Annotated in this window: 28 protein-coding genes; 17 read left to right on the top strand and 11 right to left on the bottom strand. The window is 67.4% G+C overall.

Annotated elements, in window-relative coordinates:
• The first annotated feature begins 162 nt into the window (after nucleotides 1–162).
• Genes V4U86_RS19920 through V4U86_RS19885 form a run of 8 tightly spaced genes read left to right on the top strand, consistent with a single transcriptional unit; the run spans nucleotide 163 to nucleotide 6,901 of the window.
• Nucleotides 163–1,143, top strand: a complete 981-nt coding sequence (locus V4U86_RS19920; protein ID WP_395307657.1) for a Bug family tripartite tricarboxylate transporter substrate binding protein — start codon at nucleotides 163–165, stop codon at nucleotides 1,141–1,143.
• A 17-nt stretch (nucleotides 1,144–1,160) separates the two neighbouring features.
• Complete coding sequence (locus tag V4U86_RS19915) at nucleotides 1,161–1,640, top strand: tripartite tricarboxylate transporter TctB family protein (protein ID WP_395307656.1); 480 nt, start codon at nucleotides 1,161–1,163, stop codon at nucleotides 1,638–1,640.
• Nucleotides 1,637–3,127, top strand: a complete 1,491-nt coding sequence (locus V4U86_RS19910; protein ID WP_395307655.1) for a tripartite tricarboxylate transporter permease — start codon at nucleotides 1,637–1,639, stop codon at nucleotides 3,125–3,127. Before V4U86_RS19915 ends, V4U86_RS19910 begins: the two co-directional genes overlap by 4 nt.
• Nucleotides 3,120–4,031: a sugar kinase gene (locus V4U86_RS19905; RefSeq protein ID WP_395307654.1), complete on the top strand. Its 912-nt coding sequence runs from the start codon at nucleotides 3,120–3,122 to the stop codon at nucleotides 4,029–4,031. Before V4U86_RS19910 ends, V4U86_RS19905 begins: the two co-directional genes overlap by 8 nt.
• Before the next feature lie 14 nt (nucleotides 4,032–4,045).
• The gene (locus tag V4U86_RS19900; RefSeq protein WP_395307653.1) at nucleotides 4,046–4,789 is read left to right on the top strand and encodes an IclR family transcriptional regulator; all 744 of its coding nucleotides are present in this window, start codon (nucleotides 4,046–4,048) and stop codon (nucleotides 4,787–4,789) included.
• Nucleotides 4,777–5,388 carry a bifunctional 4-hydroxy-2-oxoglutarate aldolase/2-dehydro-3-deoxy-phosphogluconate aldolase gene (locus tag V4U86_RS19895; RefSeq protein WP_395307652.1) on the top strand — a complete coding sequence of 204 codons (612 nt, stop codon included), beginning with the start codon at nucleotides 4,777–4,779 and terminating at the stop codon, nucleotides 5,386–5,388. The genes V4U86_RS19900 and V4U86_RS19895 overlap by 13 nt, the downstream gene beginning before the upstream one ends.
• 14 nt (nucleotides 5,389–5,402) lie before the next feature.
• Nucleotides 5,403–6,455: an L-glyceraldehyde 3-phosphate reductase gene (gene mgrA / locus V4U86_RS19890; RefSeq protein ID WP_395307651.1), complete on the top strand. Its 1,053-nt coding sequence runs from the start codon at nucleotides 5,403–5,405 to the stop codon at nucleotides 6,453–6,455.
• Nucleotides 6,452–6,901, top strand: coding sequence for a heme-degrading domain-containing protein (locus V4U86_RS19885; RefSeq protein WP_395307650.1), 450 nt, complete (start codon nucleotides 6,452–6,454; stop codon nucleotides 6,899–6,901). Before mgrA ends, V4U86_RS19885 begins: the two co-directional genes overlap by 4 nt.
• 274 nt (nucleotides 6,902–7,175) lie before the next feature.
• On the opposite strand, the gene V4U86_RS19880 is transcribed toward V4U86_RS19885, so the two are convergent.
• From V4U86_RS19880 to V4U86_RS19860, 5 genes are all read right to left on the bottom strand, one after another.
• Nucleotides 7,176–7,862 carry a nitroreductase gene (locus V4U86_RS19880; protein ID WP_395307649.1) on the bottom strand — a complete coding sequence of 229 codons (687 nt, stop codon included), beginning with the start codon at nucleotides 7,860–7,862 and terminating at the stop codon, nucleotides 7,176–7,178.
• Between the two features lie 31 nt (nucleotides 7,863–7,893).
• Entirely contained in the window at nucleotides 7,894–8,793 is a 900-nt protein-coding gene (locus V4U86_RS19875) for a TIGR03620 family F420-dependent LLM class oxidoreductase (RefSeq protein WP_395307648.1), read from the bottom strand.
• 101 nt (nucleotides 8,794–8,894) lie between these two features.
• Nucleotides 8,895–9,227, bottom strand: a complete 333-nt coding sequence (locus V4U86_RS19870) for a MarR family winged helix-turn-helix transcriptional regulator (protein WP_395307647.1) — start codon at nucleotides 9,225–9,227, stop codon at nucleotides 8,895–8,897.
• A gap of 214 nt (nucleotides 9,228–9,441) precedes the next feature.
• The gene (locus tag V4U86_RS19865; RefSeq protein ID WP_395307646.1) at nucleotides 9,442–9,801 is read right to left on the bottom strand and encodes a DUF488 domain-containing protein; all 360 of its coding nucleotides are present in this window, start codon (nucleotides 9,799–9,801) and stop codon (nucleotides 9,442–9,444) included.
• A 61-nt stretch (nucleotides 9,802–9,862) separates the two neighbouring features.
• Nucleotides 9,863–10,549 (bottom strand): HAD family hydrolase, encoded by a 687-nt coding sequence (locus V4U86_RS19860; RefSeq protein WP_395307645.1) that lies wholly within the window; start codon nucleotides 10,547–10,549, stop codon nucleotides 9,863–9,865.
• 189 nt (nucleotides 10,550–10,738) lie between these two features.
• On the opposite strand from V4U86_RS19860, the gene V4U86_RS19855 reads away from it, so the two are divergent.
• From V4U86_RS19855 to V4U86_RS19830, 6 genes are all read left to right on the top strand, one after another.
• Nucleotides 10,739–11,668, top strand: a complete 930-nt coding sequence (locus tag V4U86_RS19855; RefSeq protein ID WP_395307644.1) for an NAD(P)/FAD-dependent oxidoreductase — start codon at nucleotides 10,739–10,741, stop codon at nucleotides 11,666–11,668.
• Nucleotides 11,669–11,743: 75 nt separating this feature from the next.
• On the top strand, nucleotides 11,744–13,192 hold the full coding sequence (locus V4U86_RS19850; protein WP_395307643.1) for a lipase maturation factor family protein: 1,449 nt from the start codon (nucleotides 11,744–11,746) through the stop codon (nucleotides 13,190–13,192).
• A 53-nt stretch (nucleotides 13,193–13,245) separates the two neighbouring features.
• Nucleotides 13,246–14,268 carry a YihY/virulence factor BrkB family protein gene (locus V4U86_RS19845; protein ID WP_395307642.1) on the top strand — a complete coding sequence of 341 codons (1,023 nt, stop codon included), beginning with the start codon at nucleotides 13,246–13,248 and terminating at the stop codon, nucleotides 14,266–14,268.
• Between the two features lie 16 nt (nucleotides 14,269–14,284).
• The gene (locus V4U86_RS19840; protein WP_395307641.1) at nucleotides 14,285–14,476 is read left to right on the top strand and encodes a hypothetical protein; all 192 of its coding nucleotides are present in this window, start codon (nucleotides 14,285–14,287) and stop codon (nucleotides 14,474–14,476) included.
• Entirely contained in the window at nucleotides 14,473–15,552 is a 1,080-nt protein-coding gene (locus V4U86_RS19835; RefSeq protein WP_395312125.1) for an NAD-dependent epimerase/dehydratase family protein, read from the top strand. The genes V4U86_RS19840 and V4U86_RS19835 overlap by 4 nt, the downstream gene beginning before the upstream one ends.
• Nucleotides 15,553–15,869: 317 nt before the next feature.
• Nucleotides 15,870–16,301 carry a hypothetical protein gene (locus V4U86_RS19830; protein WP_395307640.1) on the top strand — a complete coding sequence of 144 codons (432 nt, stop codon included), beginning with the start codon at nucleotides 15,870–15,872 and terminating at the stop codon, nucleotides 16,299–16,301.
• Nucleotides 16,302–16,317: 16 nt separating this feature from the next.
• Here the strand turns inward: V4U86_RS19830 and V4U86_RS19825 are convergent, their stop codons facing one another.
• On the bottom strand, nucleotides 16,318–17,406 hold the full coding sequence (locus tag V4U86_RS19825; RefSeq protein ID WP_395307639.1) for an FAD-dependent oxidoreductase: 1,089 nt from the start codon (nucleotides 17,404–17,406) through the stop codon (nucleotides 16,318–16,320).
• Between the two features lie 243 nt (nucleotides 17,407–17,649).
• Nucleotides 17,650–19,017: a neutral zinc metallopeptidase gene (locus V4U86_RS19820; RefSeq protein ID WP_395312124.1), complete on the bottom strand. Its 1,368-nt coding sequence runs from the start codon at nucleotides 19,015–19,017 to the stop codon at nucleotides 17,650–17,652.
• Here V4U86_RS19820 and V4U86_RS19815 point away from each other — a divergent pair.
• From V4U86_RS19815 to V4U86_RS19805, 3 genes are all read left to right on the top strand, one after another.
• The gene (locus V4U86_RS19815) at nucleotides 18,953–19,090 is read left to right on the top strand and encodes a hypothetical protein (RefSeq protein WP_395312280.1); all 138 of its coding nucleotides are present in this window, start codon (nucleotides 18,953–18,955) and stop codon (nucleotides 19,088–19,090) included. The two genes, V4U86_RS19820 and V4U86_RS19815, sit on opposite strands and share 65 nt — an antisense overlap.
• A 368-nt stretch (nucleotides 19,091–19,458) precedes the next feature.
• Nucleotides 19,459–20,169 carry an SDR family oxidoreductase gene (locus V4U86_RS19810; protein ID WP_395312123.1) on the top strand — a complete coding sequence of 237 codons (711 nt, stop codon included), beginning with the start codon at nucleotides 19,459–19,461 and terminating at the stop codon, nucleotides 20,167–20,169.
• 1 nt (nucleotide 20,170) lies between these two features.
• The gene (locus tag V4U86_RS19805; protein ID WP_395307638.1) at nucleotides 20,171–20,995 is read left to right on the top strand and encodes a hydroxypyruvate isomerase family protein; all 825 of its coding nucleotides are present in this window, start codon (nucleotides 20,171–20,173) and stop codon (nucleotides 20,993–20,995) included.
• A gap of 60 nt (nucleotides 20,996–21,055) precedes the next feature.
• On the opposite strand, the gene V4U86_RS19800 is transcribed toward V4U86_RS19805, so the two are convergent.
• From V4U86_RS19800 to V4U86_RS19785, 4 genes are all read right to left on the bottom strand, one after another.
• Entirely contained in the window at nucleotides 21,056–21,205 is a 150-nt protein-coding gene (locus tag V4U86_RS19800) for a hypothetical protein (protein WP_395307637.1), read from the bottom strand.
• Between the two features lie 183 nt (nucleotides 21,206–21,388).
• Nucleotides 21,389–22,573, bottom strand: coding sequence for a metallophosphoesterase (locus tag V4U86_RS19795; protein ID WP_395307636.1), 1,185 nt, complete (start codon nucleotides 22,571–22,573; stop codon nucleotides 21,389–21,391).
• 26 nt (nucleotides 22,574–22,599) lie between these two features.
• Nucleotides 22,600–23,463 carry an SDR family oxidoreductase gene (locus V4U86_RS19790; RefSeq protein ID WP_395307635.1) on the bottom strand — a complete coding sequence of 288 codons (864 nt, stop codon included), beginning with the start codon at nucleotides 23,461–23,463 and terminating at the stop codon, nucleotides 22,600–22,602.
• Between the two features lie 219 nt (nucleotides 23,464–23,682).
• Nucleotides 23,683–23,922, bottom strand: coding sequence for a CsbD family protein (locus V4U86_RS19785; protein ID WP_395307634.1), 240 nt, complete (start codon nucleotides 23,920–23,922; stop codon nucleotides 23,683–23,685).
• Nucleotides 23,923–23,985: the final 63 nt, after the last annotated feature.

Genomic DNA, 23,985 nt, shown 5'->3' with positions numbered 1-23,985 from the left:
CGTGCGGGCCCCATTCCGAGTGCCAAGCGGCGACCCGGCCGCCGGGCAGGACGCAGCTCACTGGACGCGAAGGGCTATGCCGCCGGTCACATGTGCGCTACGCTCTGTGCACAGTAAGCAACACTGTTGCACCCTGTGCAACAAGAACCAATGGAGGTTCCCGTGTCCCGATCGCGTCCGATGCGCACCGTTATCACCGGCTGTGCCCTCGCCGCAATGCTGTTCGCCACGTCGGCATGCGCAGACCGGGCATCCAGCGGCGCCTCCGCGGAGAACTTCCCCAGCGGCGACATCACGCTGCTCACCCCGACCGCGGCCGGCGGCGCCACCGACCTGACCGCCCGCACCCTGGGCAAGCAGATGGAGGGCGATCTGGGCGTCAGTGTCATCGTCGAGAACCGGCCGGGTGGCGCCGGTTCGGTGGGCATGGAGTATCTGGCCGATCAGGAACCCGACGGGTACACCATTGCGGTGCTGCCGGTGGAGGTCAGCATGCTGGGGCACCAGGGCTACTCGATCGACCCGGCCGCCTATGAATTCCTGGGCCAGGTCAACTCCCAGCCTGGAACCATCGCCGTCCCCGCCGACAGCCCCTACGCCTCGCTCGCCGAGCTGATCGACGCCGCCAAGGCCGACCCGGGATCCATCACGGTCTCCAATGCAGGCCCCGGATCCATCTGGGAGGCAGGGGCTTTGGAGCTCGGACGGGTCGCCGGTGTGGAGTTCTCCGGAGTTCCGTTCGACGGCGGTGCACCGGCGGTGTCGGCGGCGATCGGCAACCAGGTCGACGCCGTCGTGGCCGGTATCGGTGAGACGGCCCCGGCGCACGACGACGGGCGCTTGCGCGTCCTCGCGGTCTTCACCGATGAGCCGGCACCCGCGCTGGCCGACGTTCCCACCGCCGAGTCACTCGGGCTGGACGTGGTGATCGGCAGCTGGGCCGTGATCGCCGCGCCGGCCGGGCTGCCCGACAACGTCGCCGACCGACTCGAGGAATCCATCGAAAAGGCCGCCGCGGCAAAGGAGTACACCGACCTGATCGAATCGGGCGGCAACATCCCGCTGCACCGGTCGGCCGATGAGACCAGCACCTTCGTCACGAACGAGTCGGACAGGTTCGCTGACCTGGCGGCCCAGCAGTGACCGCCGAGCTGACATCGATGACGCCGGATCCGGTGGTCGAGCAGTCCACCCGTGAACCGAATCACCGCGGCTACGAGGTGGCCGTCGGTATCGCCGTCGCCGCGCTCGGCGCCGCCTGCTTGGTGCTCACCGATCAGCTGGAGCTGTCCCGAGACGGAGGCGCATTCGGTCCGCGGTGGTGGCCCACCGCGCTGTCCATCGCCATCATCGCGATCGGCGTGGTGCTGGTGGTCCAAGCGGTGATCAGCCGGGTGTCCTCCGACGAGCCGCGCATCACCCGGTCGGGCGGTGTCACGCTGGCGGCCACCGTGTCAGCCATCATCGGGTACGGAATCGCCTGGCAGTATCTGGATTTCCGGGCCGTCACCGTCGCCCTGCTCATCGGTCTGACCTTCCTGTTCGGTGGCCGCGGCATCAAGGCGCTGATCGTCTTCCCCCTGGTCACCACGCTGATCCTGTGGGCCATCTTCGGCCTGTTGCTGCGGGTGCCGCTGTGAGCGCCGTTCTGGACGGGTTCAGCGCCCTGCTCGATCCGAAGATCGGCCTCTGCCTGCTGATCGGTGTGCTGCTGGGCACCCTGGTCGGAGCCGTGCCCGGTATCACCGCCGCCATGGCAGTCGCGCTGGCCGCCGGCTTCACCCTCACTCTCGAGCCGCTGGAAGGCCTGGCGGTCCTGCTGGCCATCTACGTCGCCGCCCAGTTCGGTGACCGGGTGCCCTCGATCCTGATCAACACCCCGGGCACTCCGGCCTCCATCGCCACCACCTTCGACGGTTATCCCCTGGCGCAACAGGGGAAAGCCGGTATCGCGCTGACCAGTTCGGCACTGGTCTCGGCGTTCGGCTCGGTGATGGGCCTGTTGATCCTGGTGTTCGCCGCCCAGCCGATCGCCGGGATCGCGCTCGAATTCGGGCCCGCCGAGATGTTCGCGCTGGTGGTCTTCGGCATGACGATGATGATCGGCGTCTCGGGCGGCCGGGTCGCCAAGGGACTGGCCACCGGCGTGCTCGGCCTGCTGCTCGGCGCCATCGGACGCGACCCGATAACCGGCGAGGGCCGGTTCACCTTCGGCATCAACGAGCTCAGCTCGGGAATCCCGTTCATAGCGGCCATCGTCGGCCTGTTCGGTATCGCCGAGGTGTTCAACCAGATCGTCTGTCGGCACCCGCATCTGACGCCGCCGCCCATCACCCAGCTGGGCAAGTGGTGGCCAAACCGTGCCGAACGACGCACACTGGTCAAACCCGCGCTGATCGGCTCCGGGGTGGGTGCCGTCGTCGGCGTCGTACCCGCCGCCGGCGGTGATATCGCCGGCATCGTCGCCTGGGATCAGGCGCGGCGCGTCTCCAAGGACCCCGGCAAGTTCGGCAAGGGATCCCTGGAGGGACTGGCCGCGGCCGACACCGCGAGCACCGCCACCATGGGCGGTTCGTTGACAACGACGCTGGCGCTCGGTGTGCCCGGTGACGCGGTGATGGCGGTGATGATCGGTTCGATGATCATCTGGGGACTGCAACCCGGCCCGACACTTTTCGTCGATTCCCCCGACCTCGTCTACAGCCTGGCCGGCATCATGTTACTGGCGATCCTGGCCGCACTGGCGCTGTCGCTGGTCCGGATGCGCGGTGTCATCAAGTTGTTGGACCTGCCGCAGCAGTATCTCTGGGCCGTCATCATTGTGTTCTGCATGGTGGGCACCTATGCCGTGCAGAACAGCGTCTTCGATGTCGCGCTGATGCTGATCTTCGGTCTGCTGGGGTTGGTGTTGCGCCGCAACGGGTTCCCCGCCGGACCGCTGGTGCTCGGACTGATCCTGGGACCCTTGGCCGAGAGCAACATCCGGCGCGCATTCCTGATCGATGGTGCAGCCAGCATCTACACCAGCGGTATCGCGCTGGCGCTGCTGGCCCTGAGCGCGCTGGCGATCTTCGGCCCGCGGCTACGTGCATTGGTGAAGAGGCGCAAGGAGACCGTGGATGCATGAGGTGCTGTGCCTCGGTGAGACGATGACGCTCGTCGCACCCGTCGGCGCGACCCCGCTGGCGACGGCCGACCTGTTCACCCTGCACATGGGCGGTGCGGAATCGACCGTCGCGCTCTACCTCGCCGAACTCGGCCACGACGTGGCCTGGGCCAGCGCGGTGGGCAACGATCCGCTGGGGCGGCGGATCGTCGACGAGATCACCGCGCACGGTGTGGACACGTCGCTGGTCCGGTATCTCGAAGATGCGCCCACCGGCGTGTACTTCAAGGACCCCGACGGGGGCGCGACCACCGTGCACTACTACCGGAAGGGTTCGGCGGCCTCCCGGATGGATGTCGACAGCCTGAGCGGGCTACCGCTGCGGGAAGTGCCACTGGTGCACGTCTCCGGCATCACCCCCGGCCTGTCGGCCACCTGCCAGGCCATGTTCGGCACGCTCTACGACCTGTGTATCGGGTCGCCGACGCGGATCTCATTCGACGTGAACTACCGCCCCGGTGTGTGGAACCCGACGCAGGCCGCTCCCGTGCTGCTGGACTTCGCGCGGTTGTCCGACGTGGTGTTCGTGGGTCGTGATGAGGCCGCGACCCTGTGGGGCACCGCCGATGTCGAGGCAATCGCCGATCTGGTCATGGGCGCCCACAACCGGGTACAGACCCTGGTGATCAAGGATGGCGGCATCGGTGCCACCGAGATCACCGCGTCGACAACGACGTTCACCCCCGCGCTGCCGGTCGAGGTTGTCGAGGTGGTCGGCGCCGGTGATGCGTTCGCGGCAGGTTACCTGTCGGGGCTGTTGACCGGGAAGGAAGCCGATGAGCGCCTGAACATGGGCCATCGGCTGGCCGCCCGCGCACTGTCGAGCACATCGGATTTCGTGCCCGTCACCGACGGCCGCGGCTGAGAAAGGAAAGCGCTGTGTCGCAGAGCATCGAAAGAGCTGTGGAAACACTGGAGTTCGTGGCGATCCGGCCGCGCACGCAGAGCGAGGTCGGCGCGCACCTGGGCGTACACCGGTCCACGGCGCTGCGGGTGTTGCAGACGCTGACCGAGTACGGTCTCACCCGCCGCCAGCCCGACGGCCGCTACGGTGTCGGCTACCGGCTGGCCGGGCTGGCCGGACTGGCGCGCGAGCAGTTCGACCTTGCCAACCTTGCCCGGCCGTATCTGGTCACCCTCGGAGAGATGTGCTCGCACACAATCCACCTCGCCGCGCTCGAAGGTGAGCGCATCATCTACACCGACAAGGTCGAGCAACCCGGCATGGTCAAGCTGTACTCACAGATCGGTGCACCGGTGTGCCTGCACACCGCCGGCGTCAGTAAGGCCATCCTGGCGTATCAGGAACCGCCCGCGGTGGACGCGATCATGGCCAACGCCACCTTCGAGCGGCACACCGACACCACCATCACCACGCGGGCGCAGTTCGACGCCGCGCTGGCCGACGTCCGCGAACGCGGCTGGTCCACCGACGACGCCGAGTACGAGGATTACGTGAATTGTGTGGCGATGCCCATCCGCGACTCCGGCGACAAAGTCGTTGCCGCCGTGTCGATCACCTCGCTGAAAGCCCGTGCCGATCTCGACGCGCTCAAACAGCTGCTGCCCGACCTGACCACCGTGACCGACAACATCTCCAAGGAGCTGGGATGGCGACAATGACCGACTGGTTCGACGAAGCATTCGCAACGACCCCCGTAATGGCGATCCTGCGCGGGTTCAGCCCGCAACGGACCGTCGAACTGGCCCAGCGTGGCTGGGATGCCGGCATCAGCTGTATCGAGGTGCCCATCCAGTCGCAGGCAGCCGTCGAGGCGCTGGCTGCCGTCGTTGCCGCCGGCGCCGAACGGGGCCGTCCGGTCGGCGCGGGCACGGTGGTCTCGGCCGAGCACGTCGCGACCGCGCGCACGGCGGGCGCCGCCTTCACGGTGGCGCCGGGATTCGATCCCGCGGTCGCGAGGGCGAGCCTGGATGCCGGAATGCCGCACCTGCCCGGAGTCGCCACCGGCTCGGAGGTCCAGCGCGCCATGGACTTCGGCCTCGGCTGGCTCAAGGCATTTCCCGCCTCGGTGCTGGGCACCGACTGGTTCTCGGCGATGGCGGGACCTTTTCCCGGTGCGAAGTTCGTCGCCACCGGTGGGATGAACGCCCGTAACGCCACCGCGTACCTGGATGCCGGGGCACGCGTCGTCGCTGTCGGCTCAGCGTTGGAGGACGACGCGCAGATCGAACTACTGACCGACCTTTTCGCAGTCCGATAGGAGTACTGAAACCGATGCCCTCCCTGCTGAACGACGCCTACACCCCGGCGGCGGACCGCTATGACTCGATGACCTATCGGCGGGTCGGCAGCACCGGTTTGGTGCTACCCGCCGTCTCGCTGGGTATGTGGCACAACTTCGGCGATGACACGCCGCTGCAGCGTCAGCGCGACATCATCCGGGCTGCCTTCGATCTCGGCGTCACGCACTTCGATCTGGCCAATGGTTACGGCCCGCCGATGGGTTCGGCGGAGAAGAACGTCGGTCGCATCCTGAGTGAGGATTTCGCCAACCTGCGCGATGAGCTGATCATCTCGACCAAGGCCGGGTACAACTTCTTCCCCGGACCGTACGGTAAGGGTGGCGGCGCGAAGTATCTGCTGGGCAGCCTGGAGCATTCGCTGCGCAGCTTGCGGCTGGACTATGTCGACATCTTCTACAGCCATCGCTACGACCCCGACACGCCGCTGGAGGAGACCGCCCGGGCGCTGGACGCCGCGGTGCGGTCGGGCAAGGCGCGCTATGCCGGGGTTTCGTCGTACTCCGCGGAACGAACCCTGGAGATCGCCGGACTGCTCGAGCAGCTGGGTACCCCTCTGGCCATCCACCAACCGTCATACTCGCTGCTGAACCGGTGGATCGAGGACGGTTCGCCGTCGCTGCTGGATGTGCTGAGCGACAAGGGAATCGGCTGTATCGCTTTCTCCGCACTGGCGCAGGGCCTGCTGACCTCGAAGTACCTCGACGGGATCCCGGAAGGTTCGCGGGCCACCCAGGGCAAGACGCTGCGCGAGGGCATGCTCTCGCAGCGCAATCTCGACAATGTGGCCGCGCTCGACAAGATCGCGCAGCGGCGCGGGCAGCCGTTGGCGCACATGGCGCTGGCCTGGGTGATGCGCCAGGACGCCGTGTCCTCGGTGCTCGTCGGGGCATCGCGCCCGGAACAGGTCGCCGACAGCGTGCGCGCCCTGTCCAGCTTGAGCTTCAGCGATGACGAGCTCGCCGAGATCGACCAGTACGCGGTCGATGGTGAGCTCAACATCTGGCTGGCGTCGTCGACGGCATGAGCGCCGACGACAACGCGGTGTGGCTGGACGGTTTCGACTACACCGACGCGTGGCTGCTCGGCTGTCAGATGCGCGCCGCGGCATTGGAGCGGTCGCTGCCATTGGTGATCGGCGTCATGCACGGGGATCAGCGGGCGTTCCACACATCGCTGCCTGGGGCGTATCCCGAGAGCGACCGCTGGCTGGAGCGCAAACTCAACACCGCGAAACGTTATGGCCGCAGCTCGCTGGGTGTGTTGGAGTTCTTCACCGAGACGGGCCGCGACTTCGACACCCAATCCCGGCTGCCCGCCGGTGAATACGCCGCGGCCGGAGGGGTGGTGCCGATTCGAGTCACCGGTGTGGGCATTGTCGGTTTCGCCGGGGTGTCCGGGCTGCCACACCGCGACGATCACACGTTCGTCACCGAGCAGCTCGCAGCTTTTCCATCAAGTCACGACGGGTGACCCCTTCCTGTACGGGGCTTGGGCTCGACGGTTCACATTCACCGTGTGCGTGATGATCACGGCGCGGTCGAACCTGGACGTAGGTCGCTGGTTTGCTGGTTTGTGTCAATAGTTTTTCGTAGACGTATGAGTCCTGACATTCCAGTTGTCTGCAGCCGCGGGAGAGATGGGTGAGGTATGAACGCCTGAACCATTACGAGGGCTCCCCGGCTCAGCTGGTGGCGCATTCGGCCGCACGACGACGGCCCAGGCTGGAGTGACCGTGGACCGTCCGTCAGGCTCCGGGGGTGCCGTGCAGGACCACGCTGTCGGCAAGGGGGAGGCGGTGCATGTGTAGGTCGTTCACCTGCGCCGCGGGATCGGCGGTGCCGAATGAAATCCCGAACAATAGTTTGAGATCATCGGAGATTCCGAGGGCCTCGCGCACGGCGCCGGCATACATGCCCAGGATGGTCTGGGGGATGCCGTGAAATCCACGCGCGGTGAGCGACAACAGAAATGTCTGGGCGTACATGCCGATATCGCCGGCCGTGCGCACTCCGTCGCCGAGCTTGGGCATGAACAGGAAGGCGACGTGGGGGGCATCGTAGAAGCGCAGGTTGTCGCGGATCACCTCTTGCCTGCGTTCGACGTCGCCGCGTCCGATTCCCCAGGCGTCGTAGAGAGTTGCGCCGTGGGCCTGCGACCGTTCCAGATAGGTGCCGTCGCCATAGTCGAAGGTGAAGTCGGGCGATAGGCGCTCCTGCTCCCAGTCCCTCAACATGCGCTCGCTGATGGTGTCCCGCACCGCACCAGAGACGACGTGCACCGCCCACGGCTGGGTGTTGCTGTTCGACGGGGAGGTCTGTGCGTCTTCGAGGACGCCCCGGATGTCTGCTGCCGACATGGGCGTGGGTAGGAATTTACGTGCAGAGCGGCGGGACCGGATGACGTCGACGAAGGACGTGGCGGTATCTGTCATGGCAGGCTTCCTTCGGATTCGGTGATGCGGCTCAGAGGCTCAATGCTGAGGCCAGTGCCCGCAGCGCCGGGCGCGGGTCGGAACTGGCTCCGTCGCCGACGATCTGCACCACGACGTGGTCGGCCCCGGCGTCGAGGTGAGCGGTGAGCGAGGCGGCTGCGTCCTCGGCGGAACCCATGCCCACCAGGGCGCGGGCCAGCCGTTCGGACCCACCGACCACTATGTCCGACTCGTCGAAACCTTGTCGCAGCCACGAGTTCTGGTAGTTCTTCAGCCGTGAGTAGGGATCCAGGTGGTGGTGCGCCCGGCGTAGCTGGTCCTCGGCGTCCCCGCCGATCGCCACGGCCTGTTCGGCCACCACCCAGGCGTCGGGACCGAGAATTTCGCGGGTGTTCTTCGTCTGCTCCGGGGTGACCAGATAGGGGTGTGCGCCGTCGGCCAGCTCTCCCGAGAGCTCGATCATCTTGGGTCCCAGGGCGGCCAGCAGGCGGGTGGCTTTGGCACCCGCCTCCACCTCGTCGGGAACCTCGTTCATCCGCTCCAGGTAGGTCCGCATCGTCGCCAGCGGCTTGCTGTAGGCGCCTCGTAACGCGTTCTCCACATATGGGGCGTGGCTTACGCCGAGGCCTAGCACGAACCGGCCCGGGTGCAGCGCCGCGAGGGTACGAGCACCGGTCTCTGCGGGCACGGGGATCCGGAAGTGAATGTTGGCGATGCCCGTGCCGACCACCAGCCGATCGGTGGCAGCCAGGAAGGCTGCCGACTCGATCAACGCGTCCTTGCCGCCACCTTCGGGCATGAACAGCGAGCCGAATCCCATGGCCTCGATCTCGCGGGCGATGTCCTGCGCCTCACGTATCGGCCAGGGTTCACTGTTCCACCACACGCCGACCTTGGCCGGAAACGTGAGCCCGGTGGATGTTCTTGCCATTGCTGTTGACCTCAGTTCCTCAATTGGTGTGCCCCGTAGGCCCGAAAACTGTTGCGGTGGCGGCGCACATGAGATCGCTCGGCTGGGCCGGACAGCCGTCGTCACTCGCCTGGCGGGTGGGCGAGTGTTTCGAGCGTGCGGCGGAGCTCCTCGATATCGTTCTCGGTGAGCTGACACGCAGATTCGATCCGACCGGCGACGCTACGTACCTCGGACTCCAGCGCCTGACCCGCATCGGTCAGGTCGACCAACACCCGACGTTCGTCGGCCCGGTCGCGGACGCGTGTCACCATGCCGGCCGCTTCCAGGCGCTTGACCAGGGGAGTGATAGTGCCGGTGTCCATGTCCAGGCGGCCACCGAGCGCACCCACGGTCTGGGGTGCGCCGTCGAGCAACGCCAGGATGACGAGATACTGCGGAAACGTCAGCCCCATCGGTTCAAGGATGGGCTTGTGCTGCCGGATCATCCGGTTCGCGGCTCCGTACAGGGCGAACGACAATTGCTGACCCAAGTCGTTGGATCGACCGGTGACCTGGGGGAGGCCGAGGTCTCTAGCGCTAGATTGCATCGTGCTCTAGATAATAGCACGCAAGTATAGAAGGCGCGGGCCATGCCGCGGGGTGGTGGACCCAAGACGTCGTCGACCGTCAGGAGCCTGTCAAGATCGCGGCGAGGACGGCGGCCTCGCTGATCTCGGGACGCTTGGTAGCGGTGAGGAGCGTGAGTGGTCCCTCGGCGGCCAGTTCCTTCAGATGGGCCAAAGCGGCTGCCGGCTCCGGATCGTTCAACTCGGCGGCGTACCGCCGGCTGAATTCCTGGAACAGGTCGGGGTCGTGGTGATACCAGGTGCGCAGCCCCGATGATGGTGCTACCTGTTTGCACCACTCGTCGAGGTGCGCTCGACTCTTGCTTACGCCGCGAGGCCACAGTCGGTCCACCAGAACCCGGACACCGTCGTCGGGCAGCGGAGCATCGTAAATGCGGCGCACCTGCACTCGGTTGTTCATCGCACCTCGAAGGTCAGACCGCTGAGTATGCCTGTCCCGACGGCGGCTGTCGTCTTAACAGTCAGAGCAGTTCGATCAGGTGTTGCACGGGGCTTTCCGTGAGGCGCTCGCAGAGGTCGAGGGCGTTGTCGAACACGACGGTGGCGCCGGCTTGCTCGAGTTCGCTGCGGGAGACGCCACCGCTGAGAACGCCGATACATGTCACCCCGGCTGCCACGCCGGCCTGGGCGTCCCACACGGCATCACCGACAAACACGGCGCGCTGCGGACTGACTTCGGCTCTGCCCAAAGCAATCTGGACGATGTCGGGTTCGGGCTTCGCGGTCTCCACGTCTCCTGCCGACGTGACGACAGAGACCAGCTCGTCGCGGTCGAGGACCGCACGTAGCGTTGCGAGTTCGTCTTCAGGAGCGGAGGTCGCCAGGACGACTTGCAATCCCAACGAGTCGATGCGGTCCAGGATTTCCCGCGCTCCCGGCAACGGAGACAGCAGCGACGTCGTCTGCTTGTAGTACTGGCTGTGCAACTCCTTGAGCTCGTCGCGAACATCGTCATTCACTCCGGCTGCCAACGTTTCGAGGAGTTTCTCACCGTCCATGCCGATGGACCGATGGATCTGCCAGCTCTGCACCGGAATTCGCAGCTCGCTGAACGCGCGGTACCACGCGTGCACGTGCAGATAATTCGAGTCGACCAAGGTGCCGTCGACGTCGAACAGAACGGCAGGTGGACGCTCGTTGCCAGACACGGCGGGAGACATGCCCGCTGGGCGCACTCTCAAACCTCGCCCCCGTGGCAGGCTCCTGCGCCACGTGCTGACCAGGGCAGGAGGCGTCCCGTTCCGGTCACGATCGACGATCGCGACCGAAACCATCCGTCCTGCGCCGATCCGCCGCTGCGACGTTTGAGACGCCGCACCCGGGTAACCCCAGCCCTCGTGAACCAGTGGGAATGTGTGGTCGTCGGCGGGGGCGCCGCGGGACTGAGCGCCGCGCTGGTCCTCGGCCGCGCCCGCCGCAGGACGCTGGTGGTCGACGCCGATCGGCAGAGCAACCGCGCTGCTGACACCATGGGCGGGGTCCTGGGTTTCGACCGGCGGCCGCCGGCGGAGCTGTACAGCAAGGGGCGGGAGGAGTTGTCCGCCTATCCGAGCGTGCGGTACCAGCCCAGCGAAGTGCGGCGCGGAACGCCGGTCGACGGCGGGTACGCGCTCGACCTCGACGACGGCCAGACGGTTTACGGCCGTCGGGTCCTGCTCGCGACCGGGATGGATTACACACCTCCGGACCTGCCGGGAATGGCGGAGCTGTGGGGCAGATCGGTGTTCCAGTGCCCGTTCTGCCACGGCTGGGAAATGCGGGACAAACGTCTGGCCGCGCTGGCCTCGGGGGAGGAGGCGGTGCACGCGGCACTGATGCTGCGCGGCTGGAGCGAGGACGTCGTACTGCTGACCGATGGACCTGCGGATCTGAACGCCGCCCAGACGCGATCGTTGGCTCGGGCAAAGGTGCAGGTCGAGGAACGCCGGGTCGGCCGATTGCACAGCTCCGGCGGCACCTTGGCGGCGATCGGGTTCGCCGATGGCGACCGCCTGGAACGCGACGGTCTGCTGGTGGAAGCGCCCCTGCGGCAGCGTTCCCCCCTGGCCGAACAGTTGGGCGCTGCGTGCGCACCCGGCCTGGAGGCCGGCGTGTTGGCCATCGATTCCCTGCATCGCACCGAGGTACCCCATGTGTTCGCCGCGGGTGACCTGTGCGCCGAACAACCCCATCTCGCCGGCGCGATCGCGGCAGGATCCCAGGCCGCGATGATCGTCGTGCAGAGCCTGCTGGCCGACGAATTCGGATTGCCCTACCCGCCCGGGTGACGCGTGCTGCGATCGGCGACGACAATGGAACCCACGACGTAAATCATGGTCATCACCGTGCCGGGAGGTTGACCGATGGATTGGCTCGCGGCCACCGAGTCGTGGTGGGGCAGACTCGCCCTCACCCGCGGCATCGCCGCGGTCTATCTGATCGCATTCCTGTGCGCGGCGCTGCAGTTCCGCGGACTGCTCGGCAGCAACGGCATGACTCCCATCCCGAAGTTCCTGGCCCGCAGTTCTTTTCGCGCCAAACCGAGCATCTTCCACCTGCACTACTCCGACCGGTTCTTCGCCGGCGTGTGCTGGGCCGGGGCGGCGGTGTCGGCGGCGATGGTCGTCGGACTGGGCGACGCGGTGCCACTGTGGGCAGCGATGCTGCTGTGGCTCGGGCTGTGGGCGGCCTACCTGTCCATCGTCAACGTCGGCCAGACCTGGTACTCGTTCGGTTGGGAGTCACTACTGCTGGAAGCCGGGTTCCTCGCGGTGTTCCTGGGCAACGACGAGACCGCACCACCGCTGCTGGTGCTCTTGCTCGCCCGATGGTTGCTGTTCCGTGTCGAGTTCGGGGCGGGTCTGATCAAGATCCGCGGCGACCGCTGCTGGCGCGACCTGACCTGCCTGTACTACCACCACGAGACGCAGCCGATGCCCGGACCGCTGAGCTGGTTCTTCCACCGGCTGCCCAAGCCGCTGCACCGCATGGAGGTTCTCGGAAACCACATCACCCAGCTGATCGTCCCGTTCGGGTTGTTCGCGCCGCAGCCGGTGGCCGGCATCGCGGCCGCCATCATGATCGTGACGCAGCTGTGGCTGGTCGCCTCCGGCAACTTCGCCTGGCTCAACTGGCTGACGATCATCCTGGCCTGCAGCGTGCTCGACGACCGCATGTTCGCCGCGGTGCTGGGCGTGCGCGCGCCAGTCGACGCGCCGACCGCGGTGCCCACCTGGTTCGGCGTGCTGGTCCTCGCGTTCACTGCCCTGGTGCTGGTGCTCAGCGTGCGGCCGGCCCGCAATCTGCTGTCGCCGCACCAGCGGATGAACAGCACCTTCGACCCGCTGCACCTGGTCAACGCCTACGGGGCGTTCGGCAGCGTCGGCAAGGTCCGTTACGAGGTGGCCATCGAGGGGACCGCCGACGCGGCGATCTCCGCGCACACCGAGTGGCGCGAGTACGGCTTCAAAGGCAAGCCGGGGGACCCGGCTCGGATACCGCGACAGTGGGGTCCTTATCACCTGCGCCTGGACTGGTTGATGTGGTTCGCAGCGATCTCCCCGTCCTACGCGCGGCCGTGGATCGGGCCACTGCTGCAAGGCCTACTGTCCAACAATCGCGACATCGTGAAACTGTTGCGTAACAACCCATTCCCCGACCGACCGCCGACCTACGTACGCGCGCTGCTCTACGAGTACCGCTTCACCACCGGGACAGAATTGATTCGCGATCGGGTGTGGTGGCGCCGCGAGCTCGTCGGCGACTACCTGCCGCCCATCGACGCCGATCGGGTACGCAGGTTCGTGTCGTAACGGCAGTGGGTATCCCGTGCCAGCGGCAGGGCCGCTGACGGCGGGAGGACGCGATGCTGGGCTGGCTGGATCGACTGCAGCAGCGCAGCCGGGCGGCCGGCTTCGTCATTGCCGTCATCTACAAGTACGTCGACGACCAGGCCAACTATCTGGCCGCGCTGATCACCTACTACGCGTTCGTCTCGTTGTTCCCGCTGTTGCTGCTGCTCACCACGACCCTCGGGGTGATACTCCGGGAAAAACCCGAGTGGCGGGAGCAGATCGTGGACTCCGCCATCAGCCAGCTCCCGTTGCTCGGCAACCAGCTCAGTGAGCCCAGCGCGCTCAGCGGTGGGACGACCGCCGTGGTGATCGGCATCGCCGGTGCACTCTACGGCGGCCTGGGCGTGGGCACGGCCGTGCAGAACGCCATGGATACGGTGTGGGCGGTGCCCCGCTATGTGCGGCCCGATCCGATCAAGGCCCGGCTGCGCAGCCTGATGTTGTTGGTCGTGCTGGGGTCGGCGTTGATCGCCACGACCCTGCTCACCGCGATCGGCCGGAGCTGGGCCGCCCTCGGCATCGTCGGGACCGGCGCCGTGGTGGTCGCCGCTCTGGCGCTCAATACCGCCGTCTGCGTCGCCGCATTCCGGGTGTCCACGGTGCGCGAACTGACCGTCCGGGAGGTGCTGCCCGGAGCGGTGGCGGCCGCGGTGCTGTGGCAGCTGCTGCAGTGGTTCGGCGCAACCTATGTCGCCCGCGTGGTCGCGTCGGCCAGTGTGACCAACAGCGTGTTCGCCATCGTGCTGGGCCTGCTCGCGTTCCTGTACCTGGTGGCCACCTCGCTGTTGGTGTGCGCCCAGCTCAACGCGGTGCGCGTGGACCGGCTGTACCCGCGGGCGCTGCTGACCCCGTTCACCGACAACGTCGACCTGACCGTCGCCGACCGGCGTATGTACACCGGGCAGGCCGAAGCTCAGCAGGCCAAGGGATTCCAGCGGGTGGATGTCAGCTTCGACGAACCCGACAACCCGAACCGCGCGGGGGACAACGTTTCCCGCCGACAGGACGAGGGTATCGCCGAAGCTGACCACTAGGGATGGGGGAAGCGTTGTGAGCGTTACCAGCAGGGCACGGTCGATCACCCGGTTCGGGGTGAAGGTGCAGCGTCGGTTCGTCATCGCGCAGGCCCTGCTGTGGCCCACGCTGATCCTGACCGGTGCGGCCGCGGGCACCGCGGCGGCCGTCGTCATCCGGCGGCGCCGGCCTGCGGCGCCCGCGTACCCGGATACGTTCCCGGACTGAGCATGCGGGTCGTGATCACCGGAGCGTCCGGCAACGTCGGCACCGCCCTGTTGCGCCGCCTCGGTGACCTCTCGGACCACGATCTGATCGGCGTCGTACGCCGGCCACCCGGGCCGGTGGGCGTGTACCAGGGCGTTCGGTGGCACAGCGTGGACCTCGCCGACGACGATGCGTCGGACAGATTGCGGCCGATCTTCGACGGTGCGGACGTCGTCGTCCACCTGGCCTGGGGTTTTCAGCCGACCCGCAATGTCGCCTATACGCAGCGCCAGGCTGTCGGTGGCTCGGCGGCGGTACTGGCGGCCGCGCACGCCGCGTCGATCGGGCATCTGCTGCACATGTCGTCGTCGGGGACCTACGCACCCGGTCGGTACGGCATCCTGGTTGATGAAACCTGGTCGACCGCCGGAATTCCCACCTCGCCGTACAGTCGGTACAAGGCCGCCGTCGAAGCGCTGTTGGACGCCTACGAGCGTACCCACGGTGACAGCGGTGTCCCGATCACCCGGCTGCGGCCCGGCGCCGTGGTGCAGCGCAGCGCGGCCTGCGCACTGGCGCGCTACGCACTACCCGGCTACCTCCCGATGCGAACCGTGGGGTGGCTGCCGATACTTCCACTGGACCGGAGGATGTGCATCCCACTGATCCACAGCGATGATGTCGCCGACGCCTGCGTCCGCGCGATCGAACGGCGCGCCCGCGGGCCGTTCAACCTCGCCGCCGACCTCCCGGTGACGCGCGACATGATCGCTGAGGTGTTGCACGCCAGGACCATTCACGTCCCGTCGAGGATGCTCTGCCGGCTGTCCGACATCAGTTGGCGGGCGCGGCTGCAGCCGATCGATCGCGGCTGGCTGGACATGATGTTCAGCGTGCCGCTGCTGGACTGTTCGCGAGCGAAGACAGTGCTCGGCTGGCGACCGCGGTGGACGTCGCGCGCCGCGGTGGCCGACATCGTCGACGGGTTCGCTGAGCGGGCGCATGGGCAGAGCCCGCCGCTGCGCCCCCGCTCAGTTCTCGAACAACTCCGCCGTGATATCTCGGAGGGCCCCCTGACGACCCGGCGCGTGCCCTAGGTGCGTGACCACCATGGCGCGGCGAAGCGAACCGGATCTGTTGTTGCGCGGGAAATTTTTGTGGACTCCCGCGTCCGAGCCGCCAAACCGGCGTAATTTACTCAACAGATAATTGGGTGTCCCTGGGGAGGGGGTAACCGATGTCGGCCGTCCGACGCTGGGGCAAAATCTGCGCGGTATCAGTCTTGGCAGTGGCCGCCGCGTATGGGGGTGCGCCTGCGCTGCCCGTCCAACTGTCCCGACCTGCCGGCTCGGTGGATACGGCCGCCGACTCGGACCTGCCCCGTGCGGCGCCGGCCCCGCGGGGTGCTGCCACGGTGTCGAAAACGGTCAATCCGCTGTCGGGAAAGGTGCTCGCCGGCGCGGTGTCATCGTGCACGTCGTTCGGACCTCGGGCCCCGATCGATCTGCGCAGCGTGCGTGTGAGAGTCGGTAAGGTGGCCGGCCGCGCGGGCACGAGTGCGCAGGTCACCATGACCTACACCGGAGAGGTACCCCCCACGGGTGAGGTGCTGTGGACGTTGCAGGCCACCAATCCCGCGGGTTCGACGATCCGACTGGACTCCAGGATCCTGGACGGGCAGGAAGCCAGCTACGGGTTGGCGGCGTCGAGCGACAGGGACACACCCGGGCAGATCGGCATGGTGCTCCCGTCGGTGGGCCTGGAGATGCTCGGATCGGTGTGGTGGTGGTCGGCCACCATCAGCATCGACGGTCGGGTCATCGACTCGTGCCCGGACGCCTGGTGACGCACCTGGGCCGCTATTACGGGCGCACGGTCCGGCCGTCGTAGCCCGAGAGCGCGCGGGGCGGGCGCCAGCGGCTCACCAGACCCGCCAACAGACCGAACAGCGGATCGGGAGTCAGCCGCAGGGCGAGGTTGCGGGTGTGTTCGGCAATCGGCACCCGTGGTGTCGCGAAATGCGAGCCGATCTTGGAGGCGGTGTAGAGGGCCAGCATGCGTGATCGTCGTTTCGCCAGGGCGTCGGGCCCGCACCGGGCAAGGGTGATGGCGTCCTCCATAGCCAGTGCGGCACCTTGGCCGAACGTAGGGCGCATGGTGTGGGCGGCGTCGCCGATCAGGATCACTTCGCCGCGCCGGAGATCACGGGGCGGTCGGGCCTCGAATATTGTGGGAGTTGCGATCTGAGCGGGATCGGCGGCACCGATGAGCATCGGGAGGGGATCCGGCCAGTGCCGGTACTCGTGCAGGTGGCTTCCTGGATTCAGCGTTCCGCCGTAGACGTAGGTGCGGCCATCGACCAACGGCAGTATCCCGAAATCGGTTGTTGCGCCCCAAATCGGTCCGAACCCGCCGTCGAGTTTGCGGTCGACGATCCAAGACCACCCGGTTATGCCGGTCGGGTGCGGTGTGTCCGCGTCTGGCCAGAGCATTCTCCTGACCATGCCCCGGGTCCCGTCTGCGCCGACGACGAGATCGAAACGCTGCTCTGTCCCGTCGATCTCCAGGACACCGTCAGCGTGCACGCCCGTCACTGGGCTGCCATAGTGCAAGCAAGTCGGGGGCATTCTCTCGGTGAGCCAGGTGAGCAATTGACTGCGCTCCACGGTGGCGTAGTGATCTCCGCCGGTCAACTGTGCGAGCGTGCGTCGGACGAGAACGCGTCCATCCGATGACCGCACGGTGGCCGGTATATGTGACCACGGCTCGGTGGCTGGCAGACTGCGAACCCCGAGAATCGATAGGCAGCGAAGCGCGTTCGGCGCCAACGAAATAGCGCCACCCGCAAGGTTCGGTCCCGGCGATTTCTCGAACACCGCAACGTCCTGACCGCTCTGCCGAAAGGCGATGGCAGCTGCCAGGCCGGCAAAACCGCCACCGACGATCCCCACCCTCACCTCTCACAAGCTACGACTACCCGTAGTAGTTGTCCAGAGCGGCTCGGATACGCTCGTCGCCTGTTGGTGCTACCGCGCGGACCGCGAACACCGTCGCGTCCCGACTTCGGCATCCGGATGGCAACAGCGCTTGTGCCTTCTCCGGACGAAGGTGCAAAGCTGCAGCTCAGGGGCATTTCGGGGTCGCTGCAAAAGACATCCAGTTCGAGAATCGACACGGGGCAGATGTGCCGGGTATCAGGCGGGCATGTCGGCGCAGGAGTCCTCATCGCCGAGCACGCCGGTCCGGAACGCGTCGATGCGGGCGAAGCCGGCGGGCGCCGCCACTCCGTTGACGTCGCTGGCGGCGATGCCGTTGGTGAGGAGTCCGGCGACCGCCTCGTCGAGGTCGCCCGCGGTCAACGCCACGGTGTTGCCGTCGGGGGTCTGCACCTCCCGTGCGAGCTTGCGCGTGGCGACCCCGGTGAGACAGGCCGTCCGCAGCCCGGCCGTGGCGTCGTCGAGGGGGAGGCCGCGGGCATTCTGTAACGACAGCATCTGACGCGAGATCAGCACGGAATACGCGGTGTTGTCACCGGTCAAGCCTGCCGGGCCTGACGTCGCTGCGCCGAGCTTCTTCAGGCCGGCGAGGTCGACCGCGAGGGTGTTGGTGGCCGGGCAGAAGGACACCGGCGGTGTCGCTCGCACGCCCGGGCACTTGGCCGCAGTGGCGCTGTCGAAGACCAACTTCGGCTCCTCGGCTATCTCGAAGAGGATGTTCATCGCGGCCACAACCGATTTCACCGATTCCCGGGAGACCGGCCAGTTGCCGGTCTGGCCGCGTTGCAACGCCACCGGCAGGTCGCCGCGCCGTTGCCTGACCTCCTCGACGGTGATCTCGCGACATGTTGTTGGGCCGCCGGTGAATCCGAACTGGAAGGCCGACACCCGTTCGAAGGCCGAACCGTGTTCCCCGCCGCCCGCCTTCGCCCGGTCGCGGCTGAAGATCGGGTCGCGGAAGGAGATCACGCTGGCGAGCAGGGCGTTGAGCCCGTCGCCGGTCGACAGCCTGAAGCGCTGCGAATCGCCCTCGGCCACCCAGCGCATATAAGCGCCGGCGAAACAGTCGGCCTGTTGCTCTGCCACCAGTACCGGGGTGTTCGGTTGGTTCAGTTCGGCCTGGTACTGCACCGAATGGCCGTACTCGTGGGCTAGGACCATGCCGACGGACATCTCCCCGTACGTCTTCTTCAGTGCCGGGAGCAACACGGCACGGTCCCAGCCGATGGAGCTGTCCGGCGGGCAGAACGCGGCATTGACCAGACCGGCGGTGCTCTCACCGCAGAACGTGACGGGGGAACGGGTCCTCTTCGCGTCCCAGGACAGCAGTTTGCGGACGGGTGTGAAACGGGAGTCGAAGGTGTCGGCGAAGGCGCCGTTCCAATAGTCCTCGACATCGCTGACGGCGGCTACCGCCAATTTGTCGATGGATCCGTTGTCGGTGTTCACGACCGTGCGCGACGGGATGCTCGCGCCCGGCCGCAGGCCCGACGGGCCGTCCGTGACCGGCATGCCGCCGACGGTGAACGGGTCGGCGTTCTCCGAGGTGGGCGCGGCGCAGGACATCGTGAGCACGGCGACCGCCGCCGCGACGGAGGCGCGGGCGAGCCGTCCCGGTGCGGTCCGTCCGCCGGGGTAGGTTGCGCGGAACCGGCCATTTGCGTGCTGCGGGGAATGAACGTCGATGACCAGACACCCTTCCCCTCGCCCGGGCTTGTGACTCGCAGGACGTTACCAGCCGCGGCGGCGCCGCACCTCAAATACGGTGCGCGACAACGTCATGCGGCGTCGCTACGCATCCCGGCGGGTCGCCCGACCACACTCGGCGGCGGTCCAGCAAAGCTTGTCCGGGCGACGAAACGGCGTTGTGGACGGCTTTCGTGGCAACGTCGGGCGAGAAGCAATCCGCCCGTCGTGTCGGACCGCAGCGCACCGACCGGCGTGATCCGGTGACGGGTCGGACCCGAAAAGGCCGGGTGCACCCCTGTCATTCGGCGGCACGGCAGAATCAGGCCCGTGAGCAAAGTCGTCATCATCACCGGCGCCGGCACCGGCATCGGCCGCGCGACCGCGCGGACACTTCTGGACGCGGGACACCGGGTGGTCCTGGCCGGCCGGCGGCCCGAACAACTGACCGAGGCGGCCCACGGTGCTCCGGGCGCGCTGGTGGTGCCCACCGACGTCACCGACTCGGCCGCGGTCCGGGCGCTGGTCGAACAAGCCGTGTCGGCCTTCGGCCGGGTCGACGTGCTTTTCAACAACGCCGGCACCTTCGGTCCGTCGGCCTCGATCACCGACATCGACGACGAGCAGTGGCACGCCGTCTGGCGCACCAACGTGGACGGCGCGGTGTTCTGCGCGCGCGAGGCCGCCCGGGCCATGACCGCCCAGTCCCCGCGCGGCGGACGGATCATCAACAACGGCTCGATCGCCGCGCACCGCCCGCGCCCGAACAGCCTGGCGTACGCGGTGACCAAGCACGCGATCAGCGGGTTGACCGCCTCGATGCTGCTCGACCTGCGGGAACTGGACATCTGTGTCACCCAGATCGATATCGGGAACGCCGCCACCGAGATGACCGGTGGTTTCACCGAGGCGAGTTTCGATGTCAAACACGTCGCGGAAATGATCTCGCACATCATCGATCTGCCGCTGGATGTCGACGTGCCCACGCTGACCGTGATGGCGCGCCGGATGCCCTATGTCGGGCGGGGCTGACGTGAACACCGCGCGCTACGTCGTGAACTGCTCGATCCTGCTCACCGAGCTGCCGCTGTTGCAGCGTCCGCAGGCCGCCCGGGACGCCGGCTTCGACACCGTCGAGTTCTGGTGGCCGTTCGACGACGCCGTCCCGTCCGACAGCGAGGTCGAAGCCTTCATCGGCGCGGTCACCGACGCCGGTGTCCGGCTGGCCGCGCTGAACTTCGCCGGCGGGGACATGGCGGCGGGGGAGCGTGGCCTGCTGTCCGACCCGGGCCGCCGCCGGGAACTGCGCGACAACGTCGACGTCGCCCTGGGGATCGCAGATCGGTTGGGCACCAAGGCCTTCAACGCGCTCTACGGTAACCGGCACGACGGCGTCGCCGCCGCCGAACAGGACGCGGTGGCGGCCGAGAACCTCGATCACATCGGCCGACTGGCCGAGCGGGCCGGCGCGGTGATTCTGGTGGAGCCGCTCAGCGGGGTGGACGCCTATCCGTTGCGGACCGCCCGCGACGTGATCTCGGTGATCGAGAAGGTGGACGGTGTGACGTCGCTACGGCTGCTGGCCGACCTGTACCACCTGAGCGTGAACGGCGACGACATCACCGCCGCCGTCGACGATTACGGCGACCGCATCGGGCACGTGCAACTTGCCGATGCTCCCGGCCGCGGCGCACCCGGCACCGGGACGGTGAATTTCGACCGCCATCTGGCGCACCTGCACGAGCGCGGGTACCGGGGACACGTCAGCCTGGAATACCGGGACGACAGCGCGGACCCGTTCGGCTGGCTGCCGCGGTCACAGCGCAGCGCCGACCCCTGGCAGCGGGCCGACAAATGAATCAGAGCCGGGGCCCTGTAGGGCCACCGGCTCTGGTCTGCGCGATCGTCGAGATCGAAATCAGCGGACGGAGTCCTGGAACTCGTAGCGCTGGGCCACCGCGATCAGTTCTTCACGAACCGTCGAGTCGGGCATTGCGTTGATCCGCGCGTAGAGGCGACGCCGATTGTTGGCGCGCTTCATGTTGTCGCGAAACTGCGCGAGGGACATTCTTCTCACTCCTTGAGTGCCCTGGGTCACAGGGCATTTGGTCGGTCTCACTGGTGCGTCAAGCGGGGGTCACCCGACCTGATCAACACCTCAATGCTCCGTGTTAATTCTGGGTAAAGCAACTTTACGGGTGTGAGTTTGGATACACCGCAAGACGATTCGCTCGGCCTGGAGTGCTACGCGTCACACCGAGCGCAGTGTCAGCAGGGTGATCTCGCTGGGGGCGAACACCCGAAAGGGCGGACCCCAGAACCCCGTTCCGCGACTCGTGTACAGCTGGGTGCGCGCACCGTGTCGGCTCAGGCCTTGCACCGCAGGCTGATCGAGACGGACCAGCACGTTGAACGGCCAGATCTGCCCGCCGTGGGTGTGTCCGGAGATCTGCAGGTCCACGCCTGCGGCCACCGCCTGCGGAATCTGCTTGGGCTGATGGGCGAGCAGCAACACCGGCAATGCCGGGTCCGCGCCCGCCAGCGCAGTGGCCAGATCCTCGCCGTGCCCGTGCAATCCGGAACCTTGCGCGGTTGCGTCGTCGACTCCGGCGATGACCAGTCGGTCACCGCCACGCTGGATCACGATGTGCCGGTTGTGCAGCGCCGACCAGCCGATGCTCTCCATGTAGTCCAGCCAGCCCTGCGCCTCGTTGAAGTACTCGTGGTTGCCCGTCACATAGACCCGCGCCGCGCTCGCCCGCACCGCGGCCAGCGGGCTCGCCTGAGCGCGTCGCCGTTCCACCGTCCCGTCGGCGATGTCACCCACATGGCACACCACGTCGGCGTCGAGGTCGTTGACGCGGGCCACCATGTCCTTCGACCACTGCGCTCGATTCAGCGGTCCGTAATGGGTGTCGGTGATCATCGCAACCCGCAACCCGTCCAGTCCTCGGCCCAACCGGGGCAGCTGCACCTCGACCGGGCGGACGCGGGGTACCCGCATCGCCTCGACATGGCCCCAGGCCAGCAGCGCGGCCGATACCGCCAGCACCGCGGCGGCGACCACCCGTGACCGCAGCGGGTCCTCAATACCCGCGGCCAACAGCACCAGGTGCGCGAGGTTGCCCAGTACCGACCAGACGAACAACACCCACATCACGCCCAGCAGGGCGTCACCGAACGCCGCGGGTAGGTCGCGGTGGCGTCCGTGCCCGGTGAACAGCAGGGCGGGCAGGGCGATCAACGCGGCCACGAACAGCGCGGTTCCGCCGACCACGACTGGGGTGGGCCAGGCCGCACCGGCGATCAGCAGCGTCCACCACGGGACACCGAACAGCAGCGCCAGCACGGCGGACACGATGACGGTGCGGTGCCAGCGCGTGCCACGCGGCGGGTGCGCGGCTTCTTCGACGATCTCGGCCGGGTTGTCGGTCATTCCTCGACGGTACCGACGCCCCGCGGTCAGCCGGGCAGCGTTTCCCCGCCGATCGGCGCCAGCACCTCGCCGCTGTAATAGGAGGACAGGCGGCCGGCGGCGAAGAACACATACGACGGTGCGATCTCGTCGGGCTGGGCGGCACGCCCCATCGGGGTCTGCTCGCCGAAACTCGCGGTCTTCTCCGCATCCATCGTCGCGGGGATCAGCGGCGTCCAAACTGGCCCCGGTGCAACACAATTGACACGGATGCCGCGATCGCTCAACGCCTGGGCCAACGAGTACGTCAACGCGATGACCGCGCCTTTGGTAGCCGAGTAGTCGATCAGCGTCTTGTTGCCGCGCAGGCCGTTGATCGAGGCGGTGTTGATGATCGCGCCGCCGCGGGTCAGATGGGGCAGCGCTGCCTGGGTCACGTGGAAGAAGCTGTCGATGTTGACCGCGAAGGTGCGGCGCCACTGTTCGGCGGTTAGGTCGGCGAAGTCATCGACCGGGGACTGGTAGGCCACGTTGTTGACCAGGATGTCGAGGCCGCCCAGCGCCTCGACGGTGTCGGCGACCACCTGCCGGCAATGACCCGGGTCGGCGAGATCGCCGGGCAGCGCGACGCCCCGGCGGTCCTCGGCCTCGATCAGCCCGACGGTGTGCGCGGCGTCATCGGTCTCGTCGAGGTAGGCGATCGCCACATCGGCGCCCTCCTTGGCGAAGGCCACCGCCACCGCCCGGCCGATGCCCGAGTCGCCGCCGGTGATCAGCGCACGTTTGCCGGCCAGCAGGTCGCGGCCGACGTAGTCGGACATCTCGTCGCGGGGGCGAGGGTCCATCTGGTCGGTGTGCCCCGGGTAGGGGATGGTGCCGTGCGGCGCGGGATCGGATGCAGTGCTGGCCATGTGCCGTCGCATACCCGCGCCGGGTCGGGGGCAATCGCACGGAAATATCGGAACGGCCCCGGGAGCACACACCGGGGCCGTTCCGTGGGGATGGAGCTTTCCCGCTCCGTAAGCTCTGGGAGATTCGCGTGCTGCGGGTGAGACGCGCTCGAACGAATCGGTGTCGCACTCGACTGTGGGTCCCGCCGGGCAGGCGGGACCCACAGTGCGGAGTTGGTGCTACTTGGCGTTTTCGGCGGACTCCTGGCGGGCCTCGGCGGCGTTGGCGGCCGCGCGGGCGGACTCGGCCTCGGCTTCCTTCTTTGCCACGTTGCGTTCGGCTTCGGCCTTGTCCTGCTGGGCCTTGCCCTCTTCCTTCAGGGAGTCGTTGTCGGTGACGATGCCGGCGACTTCCTTGACCTTGCCCTTGACGTCCTCGACCACACCGCTCACGGCATTCTCGGGTCCACTGTCAGCCATCATGGTTCCTCTCGGTCGATATTGATCGCTGGCAGGCAATTACCCACAAGATCAATCGGTCAG

The organism is Mycobacterium sp. AMU20-3851, assembly GCF_043974665.1.
In the GTDB taxonomy this organism is placed as follows: Bacteria; Actinomycetota; Actinomycetes; order Mycobacteriales; family Mycobacteriaceae; genus Mycobacterium.
The sequence above is the reverse complement of the archived record's forward strand: the minus strand, read 5'-3'. Positions and strand labels throughout refer to the sequence as shown.